Genomic DNA, 20,161 nt, shown 5'->3' on the forward strand with positions numbered 1-20,161 from the left:
GGCGCAGGCGGGAAAACCGGGGCCGGGTGCGCGGTAGCAGACGCAGGGAGCGCATCGGCTCGCATCAATGATTGCAGTTATGGAAAAAAACTCTTTATCGCGTGAATTCACGGTGCGCGGCGTTCTTCTGGGCGCGCTCATCACTCTGGCCTTCACGGCGGCCAACGTCTACCTGGGCCTGAAGGTCGGGCTGACCTTCGCCTCGGCCATTCCGGCGGCCGTGATCTCCATGGCGCTGCTGTACCGCTTCAAGGATTCCAGCATCCTGGAGAACAACCTGGTGCAGACCCAGGCCTCGGCCGCGGGCACGCTGTCATCGGTGATCTTCGTGCTGCCGGCCCTGCTGATGCTGGGCCTGTGGTCGGGCTTTCCGTTCTGGCAGACGGCGCTGATCTGCGCGGCCGGCGGCACGCTGGGCGTGCTCTACACCGTGCCGCTGCGCCGCGTGATGGTGGTGCAGTCCGACCTGCCCTATCCCGAAGGCGTGGCCGCGGCCGAGGTGCTGCGCGTGGGCGAGGAGCAGCGCCACCGCAGCGACGCCTCCGGCGCCGGCTCGTCGCGTTCGGGTCTGCGCGACCTGGGTTGGGGCGCGGGCCTGGCTGCGCTGTTCGGTTTTCTGAGCGGCGGTCTGCGCGTGCTCGGCGACGCCATCAACCTCTGGATTCCCGTGGGCGGCGTGGCCCTGCGCGTGGCCGCGGGCTTCTCGCCGGCGCTGCTGGCCGCCGGCTACCTCATGGGCGCGGCCGCGGGCATTGCGGTGCTGGCCGGCCTGGTGCTGTGCTGGGGCGTGGTCGTTCCCTGGCTCACGGCCCATGCCACGCCGGCGGCAGGCCAGGCCGTCAGCGACCTGGCCACCCAGCTGTGGAGCGGCAAGGCGCGCTTCCTGGGCGCTGGGGTGATCGGCATCTCGGCGCTGTGGACCGTGGGCACGCTGGCCCGCCCCATCCTCCAGGCCATCCGCAGCCAGCCCGCGCGCGCCTCGGGCAGTGCTGCAATGGCCGGCGACGAAACCGACAAGGACATGCCGCGCAGCTGGATGCTGCTCATCGGCCTGGCCGCGCTGGCCGTGCTGTTCCTGGTCGTCAACGGCTTTGTGCACGAGCACATGCCCGAGCTGGCCGACGCCGCGCGCTACGGGCTGACGGCACTGTGCGTGCTGTTCGCCGCCGTGTTCGGCTTTCTGGTCGCCGCGGCCTGCGGCTACATGGCCGGCCTCGTGGGTTCGTCGGCCAGCCCCATCTCGGGCATAGGCATCATCGCGACCATTTTGATGGCCCTGTCACTGCTGGCACTGCATGCCGCGGTGCCCGCGTTCGCGGACAGCGTCTCGGGCCAGCTCGGCGTGGCGCTGGTGCTGTTCATGGTGTCGGTCATCCTGGCCATGGCCTCGATTTCCAACGACAACCTGCAGGACCTGAAGACCGGCTACCTGGTCGGTGCCACGCCCTGGCGCCAGCAGGTGGTGCTCATCATCGGCTGCCTGGTCGGCGCGGCCGTGATTCCGCCCGTGCTGGACCTGCTGTACAACGCCTACGGCTTTGCCGGCTCGCTGCCGCGCGAAGGCATGGACCCCGGCCAGGCGCTGGCCGCACCCCAGGCCACGCTGATGAAGCAGATCGCCACCGGCATCTTCAGCGGCTCGCTGGACTGGACCATGCTGGGCCTGGGCGTGGCGGTCGGCGTGGTCGTCATCGTGCTGGACGTGATGCTGCGCAAGGCCGGGCGCGGCGCGCTGCCGCCGCTGGCCGTGGGCCTGGGCATCTACCTGCCGCCCACCATCGGCCTGACGCTGACCATCGGCGCGGTGCTGGGCTTTTTCCTGCAGCGCGCCATCCGGGCCCGCGGCCAGCGCGCCGGCCAGCCCTGGGCGGCCGCGGCCGAGGAGCGCGGCCTGCTGCTGGCCTCGGGCCTGATCGTCGGCGAGAGCCTGATGGGCCTGGTCATTGCCGCGCTGATCGGCTTCAGCGGCAAGGATGCGCCGCTGGCCATCGTGGGCGAGGGCTTTGCGCCCGCCATGTGGCTGGGCCTGCTGTGCTTCGCGGCCCTGTGCGCCTTCTTCTACCGCCGGGTGCTGGGCAAATGAGGACGGGGACTTTCGCGCCCGACGGGCAGCCGACGCAGGAGCAGCCGTTTCGCAAGGGCAACCTGGCCTGCAGCCATGAATGGCTGGAGGATGTCGCAAGCCTGGACGAAGTGCTGGCCCGGCTTGACGCGCTGCGCGCCGCAGACCCCGCGCACTGCTATCTGAGCACGCTGGACGACCTCGACCAGTGCAGCTATACCTGCGGCCACGCGAGCCAGGACGAGCGCCTGTACCTGGAGGTGCCCGAAGGCTTCGACTGGGAAGACCCGGTGCAGCTGACGGCCTGGGAACGCGACAGCCTGCTGCACCGTGCCGGCCAGCTGCGCAATCCCGAGCTGATGCAAAGCTGGGAGCAGGTCTGCGGCACGCTGTGCACCATCGGCCCGGATGTGGATGCGCTGCTGGCCGCGAACCGCGCGCCCGAGCAATTGCTGGATGACGTGCTGTACCTGCAGCGCGTGCCGGTGGCCGCGCAGGACCTGGCGATTGCCGGCCTGCCCAACGGCTACTTCAGCGCCGACTGGGACATGTTCCAGAACCATGCCGTCATCCGCCACCTGGGCCAGGCCCATGGCTATGCCTTCTTCGGCATGGGGGCGAGCTGGCTGGGCTTTGCGCGCGCGCAGCCGCCCGATGCCGCCATGGCGCGGCAACTGGCGGCCGAGCTGCGCCAGCTCTACGGCAAAGGCCGCGAGGAGGTGCTGGAACATGGGGGCTGGGCGCAGCTGGCTGCACTGCTGGCGCAGCGCCGCACGCTGTTGCTGGGCTATACGGAAAGCTTTGCCGAGACCCTGGACCTGGGCGAAGGCGACTAGCCGAGCGCGCGGCCTGTCTTATAGTGGCCGCCTCCACGCTCTGCATCCTTTCCCATGGCCCGCGTCCAATTCGAGCTTCCCGCACAGTTTCTGTTCTCCACCGAGATGCAGATCTACATCAGCCACGTCAACCAGGGCGGCCATCTGGACAATGCCCAGCTGCTGACCCTGGTGTCCGAGGCGCGCGTGCGCTTCTTCAAGCACCTGGGCTACCGCGAGTCGGATGTGCAGGGCCACGGCGTGGTGGTGGGCGACATCGTGGCCCAGTACAAGTCCGAGGGCTTTCACGGCGAGACCATGCGCGTGGAGATGACGCCGGCCGATCCCAACAAATACGGCTTCGACCTGGTCTTTCGCATGACCGAGACGGCCAGCGCCCGCGAAGTGGCGCGCGGCAAGGTCGGCGTGGTCTTTGTGGCCCGGGGCGAACGCAAGGTGGCGCCGATTCCCGAACCGTTGCGGCTGGCGCTTTTTGGCGCATGAAAGAAACCGCAGGGCGCGAGCCGCTGCGGTTTTTTTATCGCCGCCGGGCCGTCCCAAGGCAATGAAGTGCCCTCTCGGGGGGCGCAGCCGCACGGCGTGGGCGTGCGTGGGCGCTTGTTGTCGCGGAGGCTGACTTATTTGCCTGCGGTGCCTTCCGCGCCGTAGGTCTTGCTCAGGTAGTCCACGATGGGCTCGATGTCGGCCTCGGTGAAGGGTGCGCCGAACGGTTTTTTCATCTTCTTGACCGTGGCCTCCCAGTAGCTGCGCGGCGAGGTGTGCGGCTGGGTCTGCACGTACTGGGCCGAGTGGCACATCAGGCAGTGGGCCATGGCCAGCTGGTAGCCGGGCAGGCTGCTTTCCTGGTAGACGGCGGTCTCGGCCGGCAGCGTGATCTCCAGCGCCTGGGCCGGGCCCAGGGCCAAGCCGGAGGCCAGCAGCAGGGCGCTCTTCAGGATGGTGGTTTTCATGGCGCTTCTCCTCAGACCGCGTTGATGCGGACGGTTTCCACCACATTGCGCATATAGCCCGCAGGGTTCCACAGCGCCTCCATGGGCTGGCCCTGGCCCGCGCGGTTGACGGCGCGCACCTTGAGCGCGTACTCGCCCTTCTTCGGCGGCCTGAAGCTCGCCTTCCACTCGCGGAACGAATAGCGGCTGAGCTCCTCGCCGAGCGTGGCGGCCTGCCAGGTCCTGCCGCCGTCGCTGGAGATGCTGACCTCGGCGATGCCCTGGCCGCCGTCGAAGGCGATGCCGCGCAGCACCACCTCCTTGCCGGCCTGGAGGCGTGCGCCGTCCTGGTGGCTGGTGATGAAGGAGCGCGTGTTGAAGCGGCCGATGGGCACGGTCTTGGCCGGGCCCTTGCCCGCCGGTGTGCAGGCGCAGGCGTTGGCCGGGATGCGGTAGGCCGAGGCCATCCAGAAGCCGTCGAACACCTTGTCCAGCACCTGGATCTCGTTCACGTGCTTGATCCAGTAGGTGCCGTAGTAGCCGGGCACGACCAGGCGCAGCGGGTAGCCGTTGAGCATGGGCAGCTCCTGGTCGTTCATGGCCCAGGCCAGCATGACCTCGCCGTCCATGGCGTGGTCGATGTCCAGCGCCTTCACGAAGTCGGGGCCGCCGTCGATGGGCGGCTTGTCCATGCCGTTGAAGCTGACCTGCACCGCACCGGGCTTGAGGCCGGCCTTCTCCAGCACGCGCTTGAGCGGCACGCCGGTCCACTTGGCATTGCCCATGGCGCCGTTGCCCAGTTGCCCGCCGTTGGCGCGCGGCGCGAAGAAGCCCCGGCTGTTGCCCGAGCACTGGTGCACGGCGACCAGGCTGACCGGCTCGCCCAGGGCCTTGAGCTCGGCCAGCGACAGCGTGAGCGGCGTCTCCACCAGGCCGCCGATGCTGACGCGGAACTCGTCGGCCTTGATGTCGGTGGGAATGCCGCTCCAGTGGTAGCGCACGAAGAAGGCGTCGTTGGGCGTGAGCAGGCCCTCGTTGAACACCTCGAACGGCGTCTCCAGCTGGGGCGGGCGGCTGGTCTGCAGGATCAACGGGCGTTTCTGCGGAAAGGCCACCAGCTCGCGCACGCCGTTGGCGAACGGCAGCGTGACCTGCGCGGGGGCGGCGGTGGCGGCCAGCGCCCGCATGGTGGGGCTCAGCAGCGCGGCGCCCGCGCCGGCGGCCTGCAGCCAGTGGCGGCGGCTGCCCTGCAAGGGCTGGGGTGGATGGGCGGGATGCTTCATCGGTGGTCTCCGGGGAATGTTGTTGTGAACCGATAGCGCAGCGGTCCGCAGGCGGCATGGCTGCGCCTGCCCATGGTAAACAGCTTGGGCCGGGCCCGGAAGCCCGGCCATGGAGCCAGCCGGCAACATTCGATGGAGCCAAGGCCATGGCCGCCAATCCGGTCAGTGCGGCCCTGTGGTTCGGCCTCAGGCCACAGCCGGCGCCTGGATGCGGTAGAGGCAGTGCTCGGCCAGCCGGTGGCCGGCGGGCAGCGCGGGGTGCAAAAAAGTGGCTGCGTCCCGGCGCATGCCCAGCCGCTGCATCACGGCCTCGGAGCGTGTGTTGTGGACGGAGGTGAAGGACACCACTTCCTCCAGCCCCAGCACCTCGAATGCAAACCGCAGCGCGGCGGCAGCGCCCTCGGTGGCGTAGCCCTTGCCCCAGTGCGCGCGGGCCAGCCGCCAGCCCACTTCCACGCAGGGCGAAAAGGGCAGGTGGGCGGGCGCATGCAGGCCGATCATGCCGACGAAGGCGCCGCTGCCGCGCTCCTCCACGGCCCAGAAGCCGCCCCAGCCGCGCTCGGCAATCAGCGCCTGGCAGCGCAGCGCGATGGCATCGCTCTCGGCGCGCGACAGCAGGGCGGGAAAGTGGCGCATGACCTCGGGGTCGGCGTTGAGCGCGGCAAACGCCGGCAGATCCTGCGCGCGCCACTGGCGCAGTTGCAGGCGGGCCGTGTGCAGGGTTCGGGGCGGAAGGAGGGCAAGGTCCATAGGCCCGGATATTAGCCGTGGGCGTGCAGGCGGTCTTGAATCGATAGCTGCCTGCGCTTGATGGATAAGGGAATGAGGCTGTTTTGCCGAGGAAAGCCCGGCGGGCCTCTTCGTCAGCGCATGGGTCTAGCGGGTGGGGCCACGAACCGCGCCACGGCATCCCACAGCGCCGGGGCCCGCAGAATGCTGGAGTGTCCGGTGTGCGGCAGGGCCAGCACTTCCACGGCCTTGCCCTGGAGGCTTTGCAGCAAGGCATCGGTGCGCGCCGCACCCACCACCTTGTCGTGGCTGGCGCGCAGCACCAGGATGGGGCCCTGGTAATTCTTCAGGTGCGCGGCGGAGTCGAAAGGATCGCGCAGCAGCAGCTCCACCGGCAGCCAGGCATACATGCCGCGCACGGTGTTCAGAATGCTGTCGAACGGCGTGACCAGCACCAGCCCGTCGGGCCGGCGCGCATCGGCCACGGCCGCGGCCACGCCCGTGCCCAGGCTGCGCCCCATGACCGTGATGGGCTCCTGCGGGTGCAGCCGCCGGACCTCGTCGAACAGGGCCACGGCGTCCAGCTCCATCATCTCCTGCGAAGGCTCGCCCTCGCTGGCGCCGTAGCCGCGGTAGGCCAGCATGTAGATGTCGCTGTGGGGCAGCGCGCGGGCCAGCTGCGGCAGGCGGCGCTCGATGTTCTCGGCATTGCCGCCGAAGTAGATCACCGCGCTGCCGGCCTTGCCGTCCTCGGGATGCCACTGCCAGCCGCGCAGCAGCACATCGGCGCGTTGCAGCGCGAAATTGGTCGTCTCCGCCGCCACCCGCGTGCTCTCGCCCGGAAAGATCATCTGGCGCTGCTGGGCGAACATATAGCTGCAGATGCAGACATAGACCGCCACGCACAGGGCGAGCAGCCACAGCAGTGGCTTGAGCAGCTTGGAGAACATGAACGGATGAGGAAATGATGCGGAGTGCGCCGGATTGTGCGCAGTTTTGTGTGACGACTGTGTAGTCTTTACCGGGGCTTTATGTAAAGGCGGGCCGGGGCGCTTGTGGGTGCCGCATGCCTTGCATGCCGGGGGCAGGCCTCGGCCCGCCCCCGGCCGAAAGAAAGCAGCCCGCGAGAAGGCGGGCCTGCTGCCCGCAGCCCTTTTGCAGCGCTGCGCAGCAACCTGCGGGGCACAAGGCCGATGGGGGTCAGGATGGCTTCTTTATATTTTTGATAGCTGCCGGCGCTTGCTGCATCAGCGCCAGAGGTCAATTTTTTCATGGCTCTTGCAGGCCGCCTGCCGGAGCACGACCTGGCGCGGCCGGCTGGGCTGCAAGGCAGCCGCTGCTTGATGGCGGCGGCGTTGGACCTTCCAGCGCCACATCTCCATTCCATCGTGCCTGGATGGGAAAAAACCTCCCGAAGGAGGTTTTTAACAAGGCACCGAAATGCGGGCAGCAGCTTATGCCAGCTTCGCCTTCAACAGCTCATTCACCTGCCCGGGATTGGCCTTGCCCTTGGAGGCCTTCATCACCTGGCCGACCAGCGCGTTGAATGCCTTGTCCTTGCCGGCCTTGTACTGCTCCACGTTCGCGGGGTTGGCGGCGATCACCTCGTCGATGATCTTTTCCAGCGCGCCGGTGTCGTTCATCTGCTTGAGACCCTTGGCTTCGATGACGGCATCCACGTCGGAGCCTTCGCCGGTCCACAGCGCCTCGAACACCTGCTTGGCGGCGTTGTTGGAGATGGTGCCGTCGCCGATGCGCCGGATCAGCGCGCCCAGCTGCTGGCTGCCGACCTTGACGGCGTCCATGCCGATTTCCTCGTTGTTGAGGCGGCGCGAGATCTCGCCCATCACCCAGTTGGAGGCCAGCTTGGGCGCGCCGCAGGCCTTGGCGGCGTCCTCGAAGTAGGCGGCCATGGCCTGGCTCTGGGTCAGCGTGGTGGCGTCGTACTCGGGCAGGCCGTACTGCTGCACGAAGCGCGCGGCCATGGCGCGGGGCAGCTCGGGCATTTCGGCCTTCACGCGCTCCACCCATTCGGGGGCCACGACCAGCGGCGGCAGGTCGGGGTCGGGGAAATAGCGGTAATCGGCCGCGTCTTCCTTGGTGCGCATGGCGCGGGTCTCGCCCGTGTCGGGGTTGAACAGCACGGTGGCCTGCTGGATCTTGTGGCCGTCCTCGATCTGCTCGATCTGCCAGAGGATTTCGTAGTCGATGGCGATCTGCATGTTCCTGAACGAGTTCAGGTTCTTGATCTCGCGGCGCGTGCCCAGCGGCTGGCCCGGCTTGCGCACGGAGACGTTGGCGTCGCAGCGGAACGATCCTTCCTGCATGTTGCCGTCGCAGATGCCGATCCAGGTGACGATCTTGTGCAGCTCCTTGGCGTAGGCCACGGCTTCTTCGGTAGAGCGGATGTCGGGCTCGGTCACGATTTCCAGCAGCGGCGTGCCGGCGCGGTTCAGGTCGATGCCGGATTCGGCCGGGAACTCGTCGTGCACGGATTTACCGGCGTCTTCTTCCAGGTGGGCGCGCACCAGGCGCACGGTCTTGAGCTGGTCGCCCACGTAGAAGCTGACTTCGCCGCCCTGCACCACGGGGATCTCGAACTGGGAGATCTGGTAGCCCTTGGGCAGGTCGGGGTAGAAGTAGTTCTTGCGCGCGAAGATGCTGCGCGGCGCAATCGTGGAGCCCAGCGACAGGCCGAGCTTGATCGCGCATTCCACGGCCTTCCTGTTCATGACCGGCAGCGTGCCGGGCAGGGCCAGGTCCACGGCGCAGGCCTGGGTGTTGGGCGCGGCGCCGAAGGCGGTGCTGGCGCGGCTGAAGATCTTGCTGTTCGTGGCCAGCTGGGCGTGGGTCTCGAAGCCGATGACGACTTCGTAGCCATTGATCAGTTTCACTGTCATTTGCAGAGAGTCCTTCCTGCGTCTGTCTTAGATACCGGCGGGCGTGCGCAGGTGGAAGTCGGTGGCCTGCTGGAAGCGGTGGGCGGCATTGAGCAGCCGGCTTTCGCCGAAGTAGTTGCCGATCAGCTGCAGGCCCACGGGCATGCCGCCTTCGCCGAAGCCCGCAGGCAGGGAAAGGCCGGGCAGGCCGGCCAGCGATGCGGGCAGCGTGAAGATGTCGGCCAGGTAGTTGGAGACCGGGTCGCTCTTGCCGCCGATGGCCCAGGCCGTGGTGGGCGCCGCGGCGCCGGCGATGACGTCGCATTCCTTGAACGCGGCCTGGAAATCGTCGGCAATCATGCGGCGGATCTTCTGGGCCTGCAGGTAGTAGGCGTCGTAATAGCCTTCGCTCAGCACATAGGCGCCGATCATGATGCGGCGCTTGACCTCGTCGCCAAAGCCTTCGGCGCGGGTTTTCTTGTACATGTCGACCAGATCGGTGTAGTTCTTGGCGCGGTGGCCGAACTTCACGCCGTCGAAGCGCGACAGGTTGGACGAAGCCTCGGCCGGCGCCAGGATGTAGTACACGGGCACGGACAGATCGGTGCGCGGCAGGCTGATGGGCACCAGCTTGGCGCCGAGCTTTTCGTATTCCTTGAGCGCGGCGTCCACGGCGGCGCGCACGTCGGCCGCCAGGCCTTCGCCGAAGAATTCGGCGGGAATGCCGATGCGCAGGCCGGAAATGGAGTCGTTGAGATTCTTGCTGAAATCCTCGGCTGGCACATCCAGGCTGGTGGAGTCGCGGTCCAGGTCGGGGCCGCACATTTCGGACAGCAGCAGGGCGCAATCTTCGGCCGAGCGGCCCATGGGGCCGGCCTGGTCCAGCGACGAGGCAAACGCGATCATGCCGTAGCGGCTGGCGCGGCCGTAGGTGGGCTTGATGCCGGTGATGCCGCAGAAGCTCGCGGGTTGGCGGATCGAGCCGCCGGTATCGGTGCCGGTCACGGCCGGAGCCAGGCGCGCGGCCACGGCGGCGGCCGAGCCGCCCGAGGAGCCGCCGGGCACGCGTTCGGTGTTCCAGGGATTGCGCACGGGCTGGGCGCTGTCGAAGCCCACGGGGGCGACGGCCGAGTTCTCGTTGGCGCCACCCATGGCGAATTCGTCGCAGTTGAGCTTGCCCAGGGTGACCACGCCGGCATCGGCCAGCTTTTTCACCACGGTGGCGTCGAAAGGCGACTTGTAGCCCTCCAGCATCTTGCTGGCGGCGGTGGTGGGGAAGTCCTTGGTGACGAAGATGTCCTTGTGCGCGATGGGCACGCCGGCCAGCTTGCCGCCCCTGCCTTCGGCGATCAGGGCATCGGCCGCCCTGGCCTGGGCCAGCGTGGCTTCCTCGTTGATGGAGACGAAAGCACCCAGGTTCTGGTGCTGCCGGGCGCGGGCCAGGAAATGCTGGGCCGCCTCAAGGGCGGAGACTTGCTTGGCGCGCAGCTGTGCGGCCAGCTCGGCCACGCCGAGGGTATGCAGTTCGGTGTTGCTCATGGGATGGTGTGGCTTGGCGCGTTTATTCGATGACCTTGGGCACGAGGAAATAGCCCTTTTCGGCGGCCGGCGCGTTCTGCATGTTGGCTTCGCGGTTGTCGGGCTCGCTGACCACATCGTCACGCAGCCGCAAGGCGATGTCCTGGATGGCCGCCACGGGATGTGACAGCGGGCTGACGCCCGAGGTATCCACAGCCTGCATTTTTTCGACGATGCCGAAAAAGTCGTTTAGTTGCGCCAGCATGCGCTCACTTTCGCCTTGCGACAGCTCGAGGCGTGCCAAGTTGGCGATGCGCGCAATGTCCTGTTCGTTCAATGCCATAGAAATTTTTTAGCGGGGCAGCCGCACGTAAAGCAGTGTTTCTGACCCTGGTAGTGGAAGTTATTCACAGGGGATACGGTATTATCTCGGCTTTGCCGCAAGACCCTCACTGAGCCGGTCATTGTGCGAAAAGCCAACCCACCCAGACTCCCCAACTTTCATCCCGGCGATGGCAGGCCGACGAGCATGCCGTGCCTGAGAGGACTCTCGTAATGTTCGGAGCTTTCCGTCGGTATTTCTCCACCGACCTTGCCATCGACCTTGGCACAGCCAATACCCTGATTTTCGCCCGAGACAAGGGCATTGTTCTCGACGAGCCCTCGGTCGTCGCGATCCGCCACGAAGGCGGCCCGCACGGCAAGAAGGTGATCCAGGCCGTGGGCCGGGAAGCCAAGGCCATGCTGGGCAAGGTGCCCGGCAACATCGAGGCCATCCGCCCGATGAAGGACGGCGTGATCGCCGACTTCGTGATCACCGAGCAGATGATCAAGCAGTTCATCAAGATGGTGCATCCGCGCTCGGTGCTCACGCCCAGCCCCCGCATCATCATCTGCGTGCCCTGCGGCTCGACCCAGGTCGAGCGCCGCGCCATCAAGGATGCGGCCGAAGCCGCGGGCGCCACCTCGGTCTACCTGATCGAGGAGCCCATGGCCGCCGGCATCGGCGCGGGCCTGCCCGTGTCCGAGGCTTCGGGCTCCATGGTGGTGGACATCGGCGGCGGCACGACCGAAGTGGGCGTGATCTCGCTGGGCGGCATGGTCTACAAGGGTTCGGTGCGCGTGGGCGGCGACAAGTTCGACGAAGCCATCATCAGCTACATCCGTCGCAACTACGGCATGCTGATCGGCGAGCCTACGGCCGAAGCCATCAAGAAGCAGATCGGCTCGGCCTTCCCGGGCTCCGAAGTCAAGGAAATGGAAGTCAAGGGCCGCAACCTCTCCGAAGGCGTGCCGCGCAGCTTCACCATCTCGTCCAACGAAGTGCTGGAAGCCCTGACCGATCCGCTCAACCAGATCGTCTCGGCCGTGAAGAACGCGCTGGAGCAGACGCCTCCCGAGCTGGGCGCCGACATCGCCGAGCGCGGCATGATGCTGACCGGCGGCGGTGCGCTGCTGCGCGACCTGGACCGCCTGCTGGCCGAGGAAACCGGCCTGCCCGTGCTGGTGGCCGAGGAGCCCCTGACCTGCGTGGTGCGCGGCTGCGGCATGGCGCTGGAGACCATGGACCGCCAGGGCAGCATCTTCACCAGCGACTGATCGCTGAGCTGCACGCCACGACGCTACGGGACCGCGCATGCCCCTGGATACACTGGATCACTCTGCGCCCTCTTTGTTCAAGCAGAGGGCGTCACGCCCTTCGCAGCTCGCCCTGTACAGCGCCTTGGCGCTGTTTTTGATGGTGGCCGACGCGCGCTTCAAGATCACCGAGCCGGCGCGCATCGCGGTATCCACTGTGCTCTCGCCCGTGCAATGGCTGGTGGCCCAGCCAGTGCTGGCCTACCAGAATGCCAGCCGCTATGCCGAGGTGCAGCAGCAGGCGGTGCGCAAGGAGGACGAGGCGCGCAAGGAGCTGGTGGCCATGGCCCAGCGCGCCGAGCTGGCCGAGGAGCTGCTTGAGGAAAACGGGCATCTGCGTGCCTTGCTGGGCCTGCGCGAGCGCATGACCCAGCCCGGGCAGGCGGCCGAAGTGATCTACGACAGCCCCGACCCCTACACGCGCCGCGTCGTGATCGACAAGGGCGAGACGGACGGCATTGCGCCGGGCTCGCCCGTGCTCGACGAGAAAGGCGTGGTCGGGCAGGTCACGCGCGTCTATGCGACGCGCTCCGAGGTCTCGCTGCTGATCGACCGCGACCAGGCCATTCCCGTGTTCAATCCGCGCACCGGTGCGCGCAGCGTGGCCTACGGCGATCCCTCGCCGGCGCGCAGCGGCGGCATGGAGCTGCGCTTCATGCCCAGCAATGCCGATGTGCAGGAAGGCGACCTGCTGACCACCAGCGGCGTGGACGGGCTGTACCCGCCGGGCCTGCCCGTGGCCAAGGTGGTCACGGTGGACCGCCGGGCCGACTCGGCCTTCACGCGCATCTACTGCGAGCCCGTGGGCCGTGTACAGGGCGTGCGCCATGTGATGGTGCTGCAGCCGCTCAACCGCGCCGTCCATCCTGAAGCCGAGGCGCAGGCCGCCCAGGCGGCCGCCGACAAGAAGGCCAAGGATGCCGCCAAAGGCAAGAAGGACGGCAAGTCTGACAAGGGCAGGTCCGGCAAGTCCGGCGACGCCGCCGCGCCGGCCCAGCCTGCAAAGGACCCCGCATGATCATGCCGCGCGGCCAGCAGCTGTTGCTGCCGGTCAATCCCCTGTTCATTGTGGTCACGCTGGTGATCGCGCTGGCCTTCAACATGCTGCCGCTGGGCCGCATCGTCTGGCTGCCTGACCTGCTGATGGTGCTGCTGGCGTTCTGGGGGCTGAACCAGCCCCAGCGCGTGGGCATGGGCACGGGCTTCGCCCTGGGCCTGCTCATGGATGTGGACCGTGCCTCGCTGCTGGGCCAGCACGCGCTGGCCTACACGCTGCTGATGTATGTGGCGGGCGCGGCCAGCCGCCGCCTGTCGTGGTTCTCCAGCCCGGTGCAGGCGCTGCACCTGCTGCCGCTGTTCGCGGCCGTGCACGGCATCCAGGTGCTGCTGCGCGTGGTGGCCGGCGGCATCTTCCCCGGCCCCATGCTGCTGGTGGCGCCCGTGATCGAGACCCTGCTGTGGCCTCTGGTCAGCGGCCTGCTGCTGGCGCCGCAGCGCCGTCCGCCCGACAGCGACGAAAACCGTCCGCTGTAAGCCCGGCCCGAGATACTGAGGCTGCCGTCCATGATGGAGATCCGCAACACCGAGGCCGAGCTGCAGCGCTTTCGCCTGCGCGCCATCGTCATGAGCGTGGTGGTGTTCCTCGCGTTCTGTCTGCTGGTTTCGCGCCTGCTGGTGCTGCAGGTGGAGCGCCATGAGGAACTGGCCGAGCGCGCCGAGAGCAACCGCACGGCCGTGGTGCCCATCGTGCCCAACCGCGGCCAGATCCTGGACCGCAACGGCGTGGTGCTGGCCACCAACTATTCGGCCTACACGCTGGAGATCACGCGCTCCAAGGTGGGCAATCTGGACGAGACCATCGACGGCCTGTCCGAGATCGTGGAGATCACTGCGCGCGACCGGCGCAAGTTCAAGCGGCTCATGGACGATTCCAAGAGCTTCGAGTCCATCCCGATCCGCTCGCGTCTGAGCGACGAGGAGGTGGCGCGCTTCGCGGCGCAGCGCTACCGCTTCCCGGGCGTGGACATCAAGGCGCGGCTGTTCCGCACCTATCCGATGAAGGAGACGGCCAGCCACATCATCGGCTACATCGGCCGCATCAACCAGAAGGAAAAGGAAGAGATCGAGGATTCGGACGACGCGGCCAACTACCGCGGCACCGAGGTCATCGGCAAGCTGGGCGCCGAAAAGAGCTACGAGCAGGAGCTGCACGGCCAGACCGGCTGGGAGGAAATGGAAACCTCGGCCGGCGGCCACGCGGTGCGCAAGCTGGGCAGCCGCCCCGCGACGCCGGGCAAGAGCCTGCAGCTGTCCATAGACATCAAGCTGCAGAAGATGGTCGAGGACCTGTACGGCGACCGCCGCGGCGTGGCCATTGCCATGGATCCGCGCAACGGCGAGCTGCTGGCCATGGTCAGCAAGCCCACCTACGACCCCAACCTGTTCGTGGACGGCATCGACCAGGAGAACTGGAAGGCGCTCAACGAATCCATCGACCGCCCCCTGCTCAACCGCGCGCTGCGCGGCACCTATCCCACGGGGTCGACCTACAAGCCCTTCATGGGACTGGCCGGGCTGGAGATGGGCAAGCGCACGCCGCAGACCATCATCCAGGACGGCGGCTCCTGGACCTTCGGCGGCCACACCTTCCGCTCGGGCCATGCGCTGGGGCCCGTGGACCTGAACCGGGCCATCCAGCACTCCAGCAATGTGTACTTCTACACGCTGGCCAACGACCTGGGCGTGGACGGTATCCACGACTTCATGAAGCCGCTGGGCTTCGGCCAGATCACGGGCATCGACCTGCCCGGCGAAGTGCGCGGCGTGCTGCCCAGCCGGGAATGGAAGCGCAACACCTACAAGCGCCCGGCGCAGCAGCAGTGGTATGCGGGCGAGACGATCTCGCTGGGCATCGGCCAGGGCTACAACAACTTCACCATCCTGCAGCTGACCCATGCGCTGTCGGCCCTGGTCAACAACGGCGTGAGCACGACGCCGCACGTGGGCAAGGTGCTGATCGATCCGGTCACGGGCATGCGCTCGGACATCGCCCAGCCCGCGCCGGTCCGGCTGGGCTACAAGCAGTCCAACATCGACGCGGTCAAGCGCGGCATGGTGTCCGTGGTCACGGGCGGCACGGGCCGCGGTTCGTTCGGCAACGCGCGCTACAGCGCCGGCGGCAAGACCGGCACGGCCCAGGCGATCACCGTGGGCCAGAAGGAAAAATACAATGCCGCGCGCCTGGCCGAGCGCCAGCGTGACCATGCGCTGTACATTGCCTTCGCGCCGGCCGACGACCCCAAGATCGCCGTCGGCGTGATCGTGGAGAACGCGGGCTTCGGCGCGGCCACGGCGGCGCCGATCGCGCGCCGCATCATCGACTACTGGCTGCTGGGCGAATATCCCAGCGAGGCCGACATGGCCGCCATGCGCAAGGGGCAGGCCCAGTCGCCGATAGGCACGCCGCGCCGCGTGGAGGACATTCCCGTCGAGCCCGACGACAGCGCGCCCTGAACCGGCGCGGCCGGGGCGTCAGCGCAGGAAGGCGTCGTAACCGGTCTTGAGGATGAGCACGCTGACCACGGCGATGAAGATGCCGCGCACGAAGCCCGTGCCGTGGCGCAGGGCCATGTGCGTGCCCAGCGTGGCGCCCAGCACGTTGGCGACGGCCATGGGCAGGGCCAGGTGCCACCAGATATGGCCCTTCATGGCAAACAGCGACAGGGCCGCGAGATTGGTGGCCAGGTTGAGCAGCTTGGCCGAGGCCGAGGCGTTCAGGAAGTCGTAGCCCATCAGGCGCACGAACAGGAACACGAAGAAGCTGCCCGTGCCGGGGCCGAAGAAACCGTCGTAGAAACCGATGGTCAGGCCGATGGCGCAGGCGATCACGGTCTCGGTGCGGCCGCTGTAGCGCGGCACATGCGTGCGGCCCATGTCCTTGCGCGCCAGCGTATAGGCGAGCACGCCGACCAGCACCAGCGGCAGCAGCTTGCGCAGGAAGTCCGGCGAAATCTGGGTCACGGCCCAGGCGCCGAGGAAGGAACCCAGGGCGCCCACCAGGGCCGCAGGCATCATGGCGCGCCAGGGCAGCTGCACCTTGCGGCCATATTGCCAGGTGGACATGGCCGTGCCCCAGACCGAAGCACTCTTGTTGGTGCCCAGCAGCGTGGCCGGCGGTGCCGCGGGGTAGGTGGCGAAGAGCGCGGGCAGCAGTATCAGGCCGCCGCCGCCCACGATGGCGTCCACAAAGCCGGCCAGCGCGGAGGCCAGCGAAACAACAATCCATTCCATGAGTAGGTGCTTACAGGTGATGCAGGGACTGGCACGGCAAGGCATGGATGAAGGCCATGCACTCTTGCGGTGCAGAGAATGCCTGTCCACGGGGCACCGCCGGCGGGGCGCGCCGTTGGGGCAGACAGGGATGACGGCGGCGATTGTCGCACCTGGCAAGCGACTGTGCCCGCTGATGGAGTGTTCTTCGGTATCCCGCCTGGAGCCAGGGCTGCCGCGCGATGGGATGCTGACGGCGGGGCAATAAAAAAGCGCCACGAGGGCGCTTTGAATGCATCTTTGATGCTTTTATGGAATGTTGATCTGGTTGTGTCGAGTTGTCTCCTCGGCCCCTCCATGCTGCTTCGTGGAGCAGCGAGAGTGACGAGAATGTAAGCCCTGCACCTACATGGTGCATTGGGGAATTCCCTCGGGTTGGACGAAAAACTTTGACGTTTGCGCGCGGATACAGGCCTTTTGCCGCAACGATTCATCAGGTATTCAAAAAGAGGAGCATGCATCGCAATACTGGTAAGCGCTACAGCCCTGTTTCTTTTGAATACCGATGGGCGCGCTCGTCCGGCCTTTTTGTGTCCTTTTGCATCATGCAGGCTCGGCGATTTCCGTGGCCGGAGGATGCAGCGCGGCATGCTGCGCCGGCGCGCTGCGGCTGTCTTCCAGAATCCAGGCCGCGGCCTTTTCGGCCATCATCAGCGTGGGGCTGTTGGTGTTGCCGCTGGTGATGGTGGGCATGGCGCCGGCGTCGACCACGCGCAGGCCCTGCACGCCGCGCACGCGCAGGCGGCTGTCGAGCACGGCCAGGGGGTCGCCGTCTCGGCCCATCCGGGTGGTGCCCACGGGATGGAAGATGGTGGTGGCGATGTCGCCCGCCAGCCGCGCCAGGTCCTCGTCGCTCTGGTATTGCACTCCGGGCTTCCATTCCTCGGGCTGGTAGGGCGCCAGCGCAGGCTGGGCGACGATGCGGCGCGTCACGCGCAGGCTGTCGGCTGCCACCTGCCGGTCCTCGGCGGTGGACAGGTAGTTGGGCGCAATCGCGGGAGCTTGGCGGAAATCCGGGCCCTGGATGTGCACCGTGCCGCGGCTCGTGGGGTTGAGGTTGCAGACGCTGGCCGTGAAGGCCGGAAACGGGTGCAGCGGCTCGCCGAAGGCTTCGAGCGACAGCGGCTGCACGTGGTATTCGAGGTTGGGGTGGGCCAGGCCGGGGCGGCTGCGCGTGAAGGCGCCCAGCTGCGAAGGCGCCATGCTCATGGGCCCGCTGCGGCGCAGCAGGTATTCGAGGCCGATGGCCGCCTTGCCCACCAGGCTGGCGGCCATGGTGTTGAGCGTCTTGGCGCCCTGGACCTTGTAGACCGAGCGGATCTGCAGATGGTCCTGGAGATTGGCGCCCACGCCGGGCAGGTCGCGGCGCACGGCAATGCCGTGGCGCTGCAGCAATTCGCCCGGGCCGATGCCCGACAGCTGCAGGATCTGCGGCGAGTTGACGGCGCCCGCGCACAGCAGCACCTCGCGTTCGGCATGCACGGTCACCATTTCCCGGCCCGTCCAGACCTCGGCGCCGGTGCAGCGCTGGCCGCCGCCCGGCAGGTCTTCCAGCAGCAGCCGGCTGACCTGGGCCGAGGTCCACATCTCGAAGTTGGCCCGCCCGTAGCAGGTGGGGCGCAGAAAGGCCTTGGCCGTGTTCCAGCGCCAGCCGTTCTTCTGGTTGACCTCGAAATAGCCCACGCCTTCGTTGGTGCCGCGGTTGAAGTCGTCGGTGGCCGGAATGCCGGCCTGCTGGGCGGCCTGAGCGAATGCGTCGAGGATGTCCCAGCGCAGGCGCTGCTTTTCCACGCGCCATTCGCCGCTGCCGCCGGTGCTTTTGCTGCCGTGCAGGCGCCTGAACTCCTCGTTGGCGTTGCCGCCGGCATCCAGCCGCCAGTGGTCCTCGTGTTGGCGAAAGGCCGGCAGCACGGCATCCCAGCGCCAGGTGTCGTCGCCCGTGAGGTCGGCCCACTGCTCGTAGTCGCGGGCCTGGCCGCGCATGTAGATCATGCCGTTGATGCTGGAGCAGCCGCCCAGGGTCTTGCCGCGCGGATAGCGCAGGCGCCGGCCGTTGAGGCCGGGGTCGGGCTCGGTCTGGTAGAGCCAGTCGGTGCGCGGATTGCCTATGCAGTAGAGGTAGCCGACGGGAATGTGGATCCAGTGGTAGTCGTCCTTGCGGCCGGCCTCGATGAGCAGCACGCGGTGCTGCGGGTTGCGGGTGAGGCGGTTGCAAAGCAGCGAGCCTGCCGTGCCGGCGCCGATGACGATGTAGTCAAACGTGGTGTCGCTCATGAAACAAAAGCGGGCTTGCGGCAGGCCAAGCCCTGGGTAGTCCTTGCGTGGAGGCTCAACACGGCTTGCGCGGCACAGGTGGTGCACGGCGCAAGTTCCTGCAACGATTGTGCAAAGCACAAAACTTCTGTCGATAGGGAAAGCGCGCGGACTCCTGTTTGCATAGCTGCCAGCGCTTGATGGGCAAGCAATACAGCCGTTTTTGATTGAAAATCCTCATCCACCGGCCCGGCGGCCAAGGCGCAGGCCTACGCCGCCTGCCGCCATGTTCCAGATGCCTGCCGGCGCGGGCGCGTTATCCTGCGCTCTGCCCGGGGGCCTTCCAGGGGGACGCGCGGGCATACTCTGCGGGAGCGTTGCCTGCAGCCGCCGGCCGCAGCCCGGGCCCGCCGCACCTTTTCCCGGTCCTGTATAAGCCGCATGTTTGTTTGTCCAAGGAAGTCACTCTTTGACTAGCTCAGACCAATTACCTCGATGCCCGGTGCAGGCGCGCGACGGCGCGCAGTGGGCGGTGCCGCAAGGCCGCTGGAGCGCCGCCGAGCTGGGGGAGCGCGAGATCTGGCGCAGGCTGCGCGCGCAGCTGGCGGCGGCGCCTGCCGGTGCCGGCTGGGACCTGCAGGGCCTGCAGAGGCTGGACCATGTGGGTGCCCAGCTGCTGTGGGAGCACTGGGGCCGGCGCTGGCCCGCGCAGCTGCAGGCACAGCCGGCCCAGCGCGCCATGCTGGAGCGGGTGGCGCGCTTCAGCGACGTGCCGGCGCCCCGGCCCGAGCCGGCGGGCCTGGCAACGCAGATCGATGCCCTGGGCTGCCTGGTGATCAATGCCTGCAGGCATTTCCGCAGCCTGATCGAGCTCATCGGTCAGCTGCTGCTCGATACCGTCCGGCTGGCGTGCAATCCGCGCCGCGGGCCCTGGCGCGACATCTCGGGCCATCTGTATGCCACGGGGGCGACGGCGCTGCCGATCACGGCACTGGTGGGCTTTCTGATCGGCGTGGTGCTGGCCTACCTGATGGCGCTGCAGCTGCGCCAGTTCGGTGCCGAATCCTTCATCGTCAACATTCTTGGCATCTCGCTGATCCGCGAGCTCGGGCCGCTGCTGGGCGCGATCCTGGTGGCAGGCCGCAGCGGCTCGGCCATCACGGCCCAGATCGGCGTGATGCGCGTGACCGAGGAGCTGGACGCCATGCAGGTCATGGGCATTTCCAAAGGCTTCCGGCTGGTGCTGCCGCGGGCGCTGGCGCTGGCCGTGTCCATGCCGCTGGTGGCGCTGTGGACCACGCTGGCCGCGCTGGCCGGCGGCATGCTGGCCGCCGACCTGACCATGGGCATCACGCCGTCCTATTTCGCCCAGAGCCTGCCGTCCGCCGTCAACGTGGCGAACCTGGGCCTGGCCATGGGCAAGTCCATGGTGTTCGGCGTGATGATCGCGCTGATCGGCTGCCACTGGGGCCTGCAGGTGGAGCCCAATACCCAGAGCCTGGGGCAGGGCACGACGGCATCGGTGGTGTCGTCCATCACCATGGTCATCATCGTGGATGCGATCTTCGCCATCCTGTTCAGGAATGTGGGGTTTTAAAAATGACATACCCCCTGAGCAGCTTCGCTGCTCCCCCCTGGAAGGGGGACGACACCTTCGCTGCGGGGCGGCCCTTGCTCGGTGTCCCTGGCATGGGGCGCGCCAGTT

Annotated in this window: 17 protein-coding genes; 8 read left to right on the forward strand and 9 right to left on the reverse strand. The window is 67.5% G+C overall.

All coding sequences use genetic code 11. From position 1 onward, the window contains the following. The first annotated feature begins 79 nt into the window (after positions 1-79). The 3 genes from V8Z74_RS22500 to V8Z74_RS22510 are packed head-to-tail and all read left to right on the forward strand — an operon-like array spanning position 80 to position 3,381. Entirely contained in the window at positions 80-2,083 is a 2,004-nt protein-coding gene (locus V8Z74_RS22500) for an OPT family oligopeptide transporter (RefSeq protein ID WP_349711326.1), read from the forward strand. Beyond that, positions 2,080-2,898 carry a hypothetical protein gene (locus V8Z74_RS22505; protein WP_349711329.1) on the forward strand — a complete coding sequence of 273 codons (819 nt, stop codon included), beginning with the start codon at positions 2,080-2,082 and terminating at the stop codon, positions 2,896-2,898. Before V8Z74_RS22500 ends, V8Z74_RS22505 begins: the two co-directional genes overlap by 4 nt. A 54-nt stretch (positions 2,899-2,952) precedes the next feature. Next, positions 2,953-3,381, forward strand: a complete 429-nt coding sequence (locus V8Z74_RS22510; RefSeq protein ID WP_066475244.1) for an acyl-CoA thioesterase — start codon at positions 2,953-2,955, stop codon at positions 3,379-3,381. Between the two features lie 134 nt (positions 3,382-3,515). Here the strand turns inward: V8Z74_RS22510 and sorB are convergent, their stop codons facing one another. The 7 genes from sorB to gatC form a co-directional block, all read right to left on the reverse strand. Beyond that, the gene (gene sorB, locus V8Z74_RS22515; protein WP_349711333.1) at positions 3,516-3,848 is read right to left on the reverse strand and encodes a SorB family sulfite dehydrogenase c-type cytochrome subunit; all 333 of its coding nucleotides are present in this window, start codon (positions 3,846-3,848) and stop codon (positions 3,516-3,518) included. An 11-nt stretch (positions 3,849-3,859) separates the two neighbouring features. Next, positions 3,860-5,110 carry a SorA family sulfite dehydrogenase catalytic subunit gene (gene sorA, locus V8Z74_RS22520; RefSeq protein ID WP_349711335.1) on the reverse strand — a complete coding sequence of 417 codons (1,251 nt, stop codon included), beginning with the start codon at positions 5,108-5,110 and terminating at the stop codon, positions 3,860-3,862. A gap of 186 nt (positions 5,111-5,296) precedes the next feature. Continuing rightward, complete coding sequence (locus tag V8Z74_RS22525; protein WP_349711338.1) at positions 5,297-5,860, reverse strand: GNAT family N-acetyltransferase; 564 nt, start codon at positions 5,858-5,860, stop codon at positions 5,297-5,299. Positions 5,861-5,973: 113 nt separating this feature from the next. Continuing rightward, the gene (locus V8Z74_RS22530; protein WP_349711341.1) at positions 5,974-6,789 is read right to left on the reverse strand and encodes an alpha/beta hydrolase; all 816 of its coding nucleotides are present in this window, start codon (positions 6,787-6,789) and stop codon (positions 5,974-5,976) included. Between the two features lie 504 nt (positions 6,790-7,293). Then, complete coding sequence (gene gatB, locus V8Z74_RS22535; protein WP_349711344.1) at positions 7,294-8,739, reverse strand: Asp-tRNA(Asn)/Glu-tRNA(Gln) amidotransferase subunit GatB; 1,446 nt, start codon at positions 8,737-8,739, stop codon at positions 7,294-7,296. 27 nt (positions 8,740-8,766) lie between these two features. After that, entirely contained in the window at positions 8,767-10,257 is a 1,491-nt protein-coding gene (gene gatA, locus V8Z74_RS22540) for an Asp-tRNA(Asn)/Glu-tRNA(Gln) amidotransferase subunit GatA (RefSeq protein WP_349711347.1), read from the reverse strand. 22 nt (positions 10,258-10,279) lie between these two features. Next, a complete protein-coding gene (gene gatC, locus V8Z74_RS22545) occupies positions 10,280-10,579 on the reverse strand; it encodes an Asp-tRNA(Asn)/Glu-tRNA(Gln) amidotransferase subunit GatC (RefSeq protein ID WP_066475263.1) in 300 nt (99 codons plus the stop codon). A 212-nt stretch (positions 10,580-10,791) separates the two neighbouring features. Between gatC and V8Z74_RS22550 the strand changes: the two genes are divergently transcribed. The 4 genes from V8Z74_RS22550 to mrdA are packed head-to-tail and all read left to right on the forward strand — an operon-like array spanning position 10,792 to position 15,387. Then, positions 10,792-11,835 carry a rod shape-determining protein gene (locus tag V8Z74_RS22550; protein ID WP_066475265.1) on the forward strand — a complete coding sequence of 348 codons (1,044 nt, stop codon included), beginning with the start codon at positions 10,792-10,794 and terminating at the stop codon, positions 11,833-11,835. 37 nt (positions 11,836-11,872) lie between these two features. Next, a complete protein-coding gene (gene mreC / locus V8Z74_RS22555; protein WP_349711351.1) occupies positions 11,873-12,892 on the forward strand; it encodes a rod shape-determining protein MreC in 1,020 nt (339 codons plus the stop codon). Then, positions 12,889-13,407, forward strand: a complete 519-nt coding sequence (gene mreD, locus V8Z74_RS22560; RefSeq protein WP_066475268.1) for a rod shape-determining protein MreD — start codon at positions 12,889-12,891, stop codon at positions 13,405-13,407. The genes mreC and mreD overlap by 4 nt, the downstream gene beginning before the upstream one ends. Positions 13,408-13,437: 30 nt before the next feature. Beyond that, positions 13,438-15,387: a penicillin-binding protein 2 gene (mrdA, locus tag V8Z74_RS22565; RefSeq protein ID WP_066475270.1), complete on the forward strand. Its 1,950-nt coding sequence runs from the start codon at positions 13,438-13,440 to the stop codon at positions 15,385-15,387. 18 nt (positions 15,388-15,405) lie between these two features. Here the strand turns inward: mrdA and V8Z74_RS22570 are convergent, their stop codons facing one another. Beyond that, positions 15,406-16,164 (reverse strand): sulfite exporter TauE/SafE family protein, encoded by a 759-nt coding sequence (locus tag V8Z74_RS22570; RefSeq protein ID WP_066475272.1) that lies wholly within the window; start codon positions 16,162-16,164, stop codon positions 15,406-15,408. Positions 16,165-16,746: 582 nt separating this feature from the next. After that, positions 16,747-18,477: a GMC family oxidoreductase gene (locus V8Z74_RS22575; RefSeq protein WP_349711356.1), complete on the reverse strand. Its 1,731-nt coding sequence runs from the start codon at positions 18,475-18,477 to the stop codon at positions 16,747-16,749. Positions 18,478-18,925: 448 nt separating this feature from the next. On the opposite strand from V8Z74_RS22575, the gene V8Z74_RS22580 reads away from it, so the two are divergent. Further along, positions 18,926-20,053, forward strand: coding sequence for an MlaE family ABC transporter permease (locus V8Z74_RS22580; RefSeq protein WP_349711359.1), 1,128 nt, complete (start codon positions 18,926-18,928; stop codon positions 20,051-20,053). Positions 20,054-20,161 lie beyond the last annotated feature (108 nt).

The organism is Comamonas sp. w2-DMI, assembly GCF_040187735.1.
GTDB lineage: Bacteria > Pseudomonadota > Gammaproteobacteria > Burkholderiales > Burkholderiaceae_C > Comamonas > Comamonas terrae.

What these genes read in the sequence shown, in the direction of transcription:
- V8Z74_RS22500 (WP_349711326.1), top strand. Translation starts at nt 80, where the DNA reads ATGGAAAAAAACTCTTTATCGCGTGAATTCACGGTGCGCGGCGTTCTT.
- V8Z74_RS22505 (WP_349711329.1), top strand. Translation starts at nt 2,080, where the DNA reads ATGAGGACGGGGACTTTCGCGCCCGACGGGCAGCCGACGCAGGAGCAG.
- V8Z74_RS22510 (WP_066475244.1), top strand. Translation starts at nt 2,953, where the DNA reads ATGGCCCGCGTCCAATTCGAGCTTCCCGCACAGTTTCTGTTCTCCACC.
- sorB (WP_349711333.1), bottom strand. Translation starts at nt 3,848, where the DNA reads ATGAAAACCACCATCCTGAAGAGCGCCCTGCTGCTGGCCTCCGGCTTG.
- sorA (WP_349711335.1), bottom strand. Translation starts at nt 5,110, where the DNA reads ATGAAGCATCCCGCCCATCCACCCCAGCCCTTGCAGGGCAGCCGCCGC.
- V8Z74_RS22525 (WP_349711338.1), bottom strand. Translation starts at nt 5,860, where the DNA reads ATGGACCTTGCCCTCCTTCCGCCCCGAACCCTGCACACGGCCCGCCTG.
- V8Z74_RS22530 (WP_349711341.1), bottom strand. Translation starts at nt 6,789, where the DNA reads ATGTTCTCCAAGCTGCTCAAGCCACTGCTGTGGCTGCTCGCCCTGTGC.
- gatB (WP_349711344.1), bottom strand. Translation starts at nt 8,739, where the DNA reads ATGACAGTGAAACTGATCAATGGCTACGAAGTCGTCATCGGCTTCGAG.
- gatA (WP_349711347.1), bottom strand. Translation starts at nt 10,257, where the DNA reads ATGAGCAACACCGAACTGCATACCCTCGGCGTGGCCGAGCTGGCCGCA.
- gatC (WP_066475263.1), bottom strand. Translation starts at nt 10,579, where the DNA reads ATGGCATTGAACGAACAGGACATTGCGCGCATCGCCAACTTGGCACGC.
- V8Z74_RS22550 (WP_066475265.1), top strand. Translation starts at nt 10,792, where the DNA reads ATGTTCGGAGCTTTCCGTCGGTATTTCTCCACCGACCTTGCCATCGAC.
- mreC (WP_349711351.1), top strand. Translation starts at nt 11,873, where the DNA reads ATGCCCCTGGATACACTGGATCACTCTGCGCCCTCTTTGTTCAAGCAG.
- mreD (WP_066475268.1), top strand. Translation starts at nt 12,889, where the DNA reads ATGATCATGCCGCGCGGCCAGCAGCTGTTGCTGCCGGTCAATCCCCTG.
- mrdA (WP_066475270.1), top strand. Translation starts at nt 13,438, where the DNA reads ATGATGGAGATCCGCAACACCGAGGCCGAGCTGCAGCGCTTTCGCCTG.
- V8Z74_RS22570 (WP_066475272.1), bottom strand. Translation starts at nt 16,164, where the DNA reads ATGGAATGGATTGTTGTTTCGCTGGCCTCCGCGCTGGCCGGCTTTGTG.
- V8Z74_RS22575 (WP_349711356.1), bottom strand. Translation starts at nt 18,477, where the DNA reads ATGAGCGACACCACGTTTGACTACATCGTCATCGGCGCCGGCACGGCA.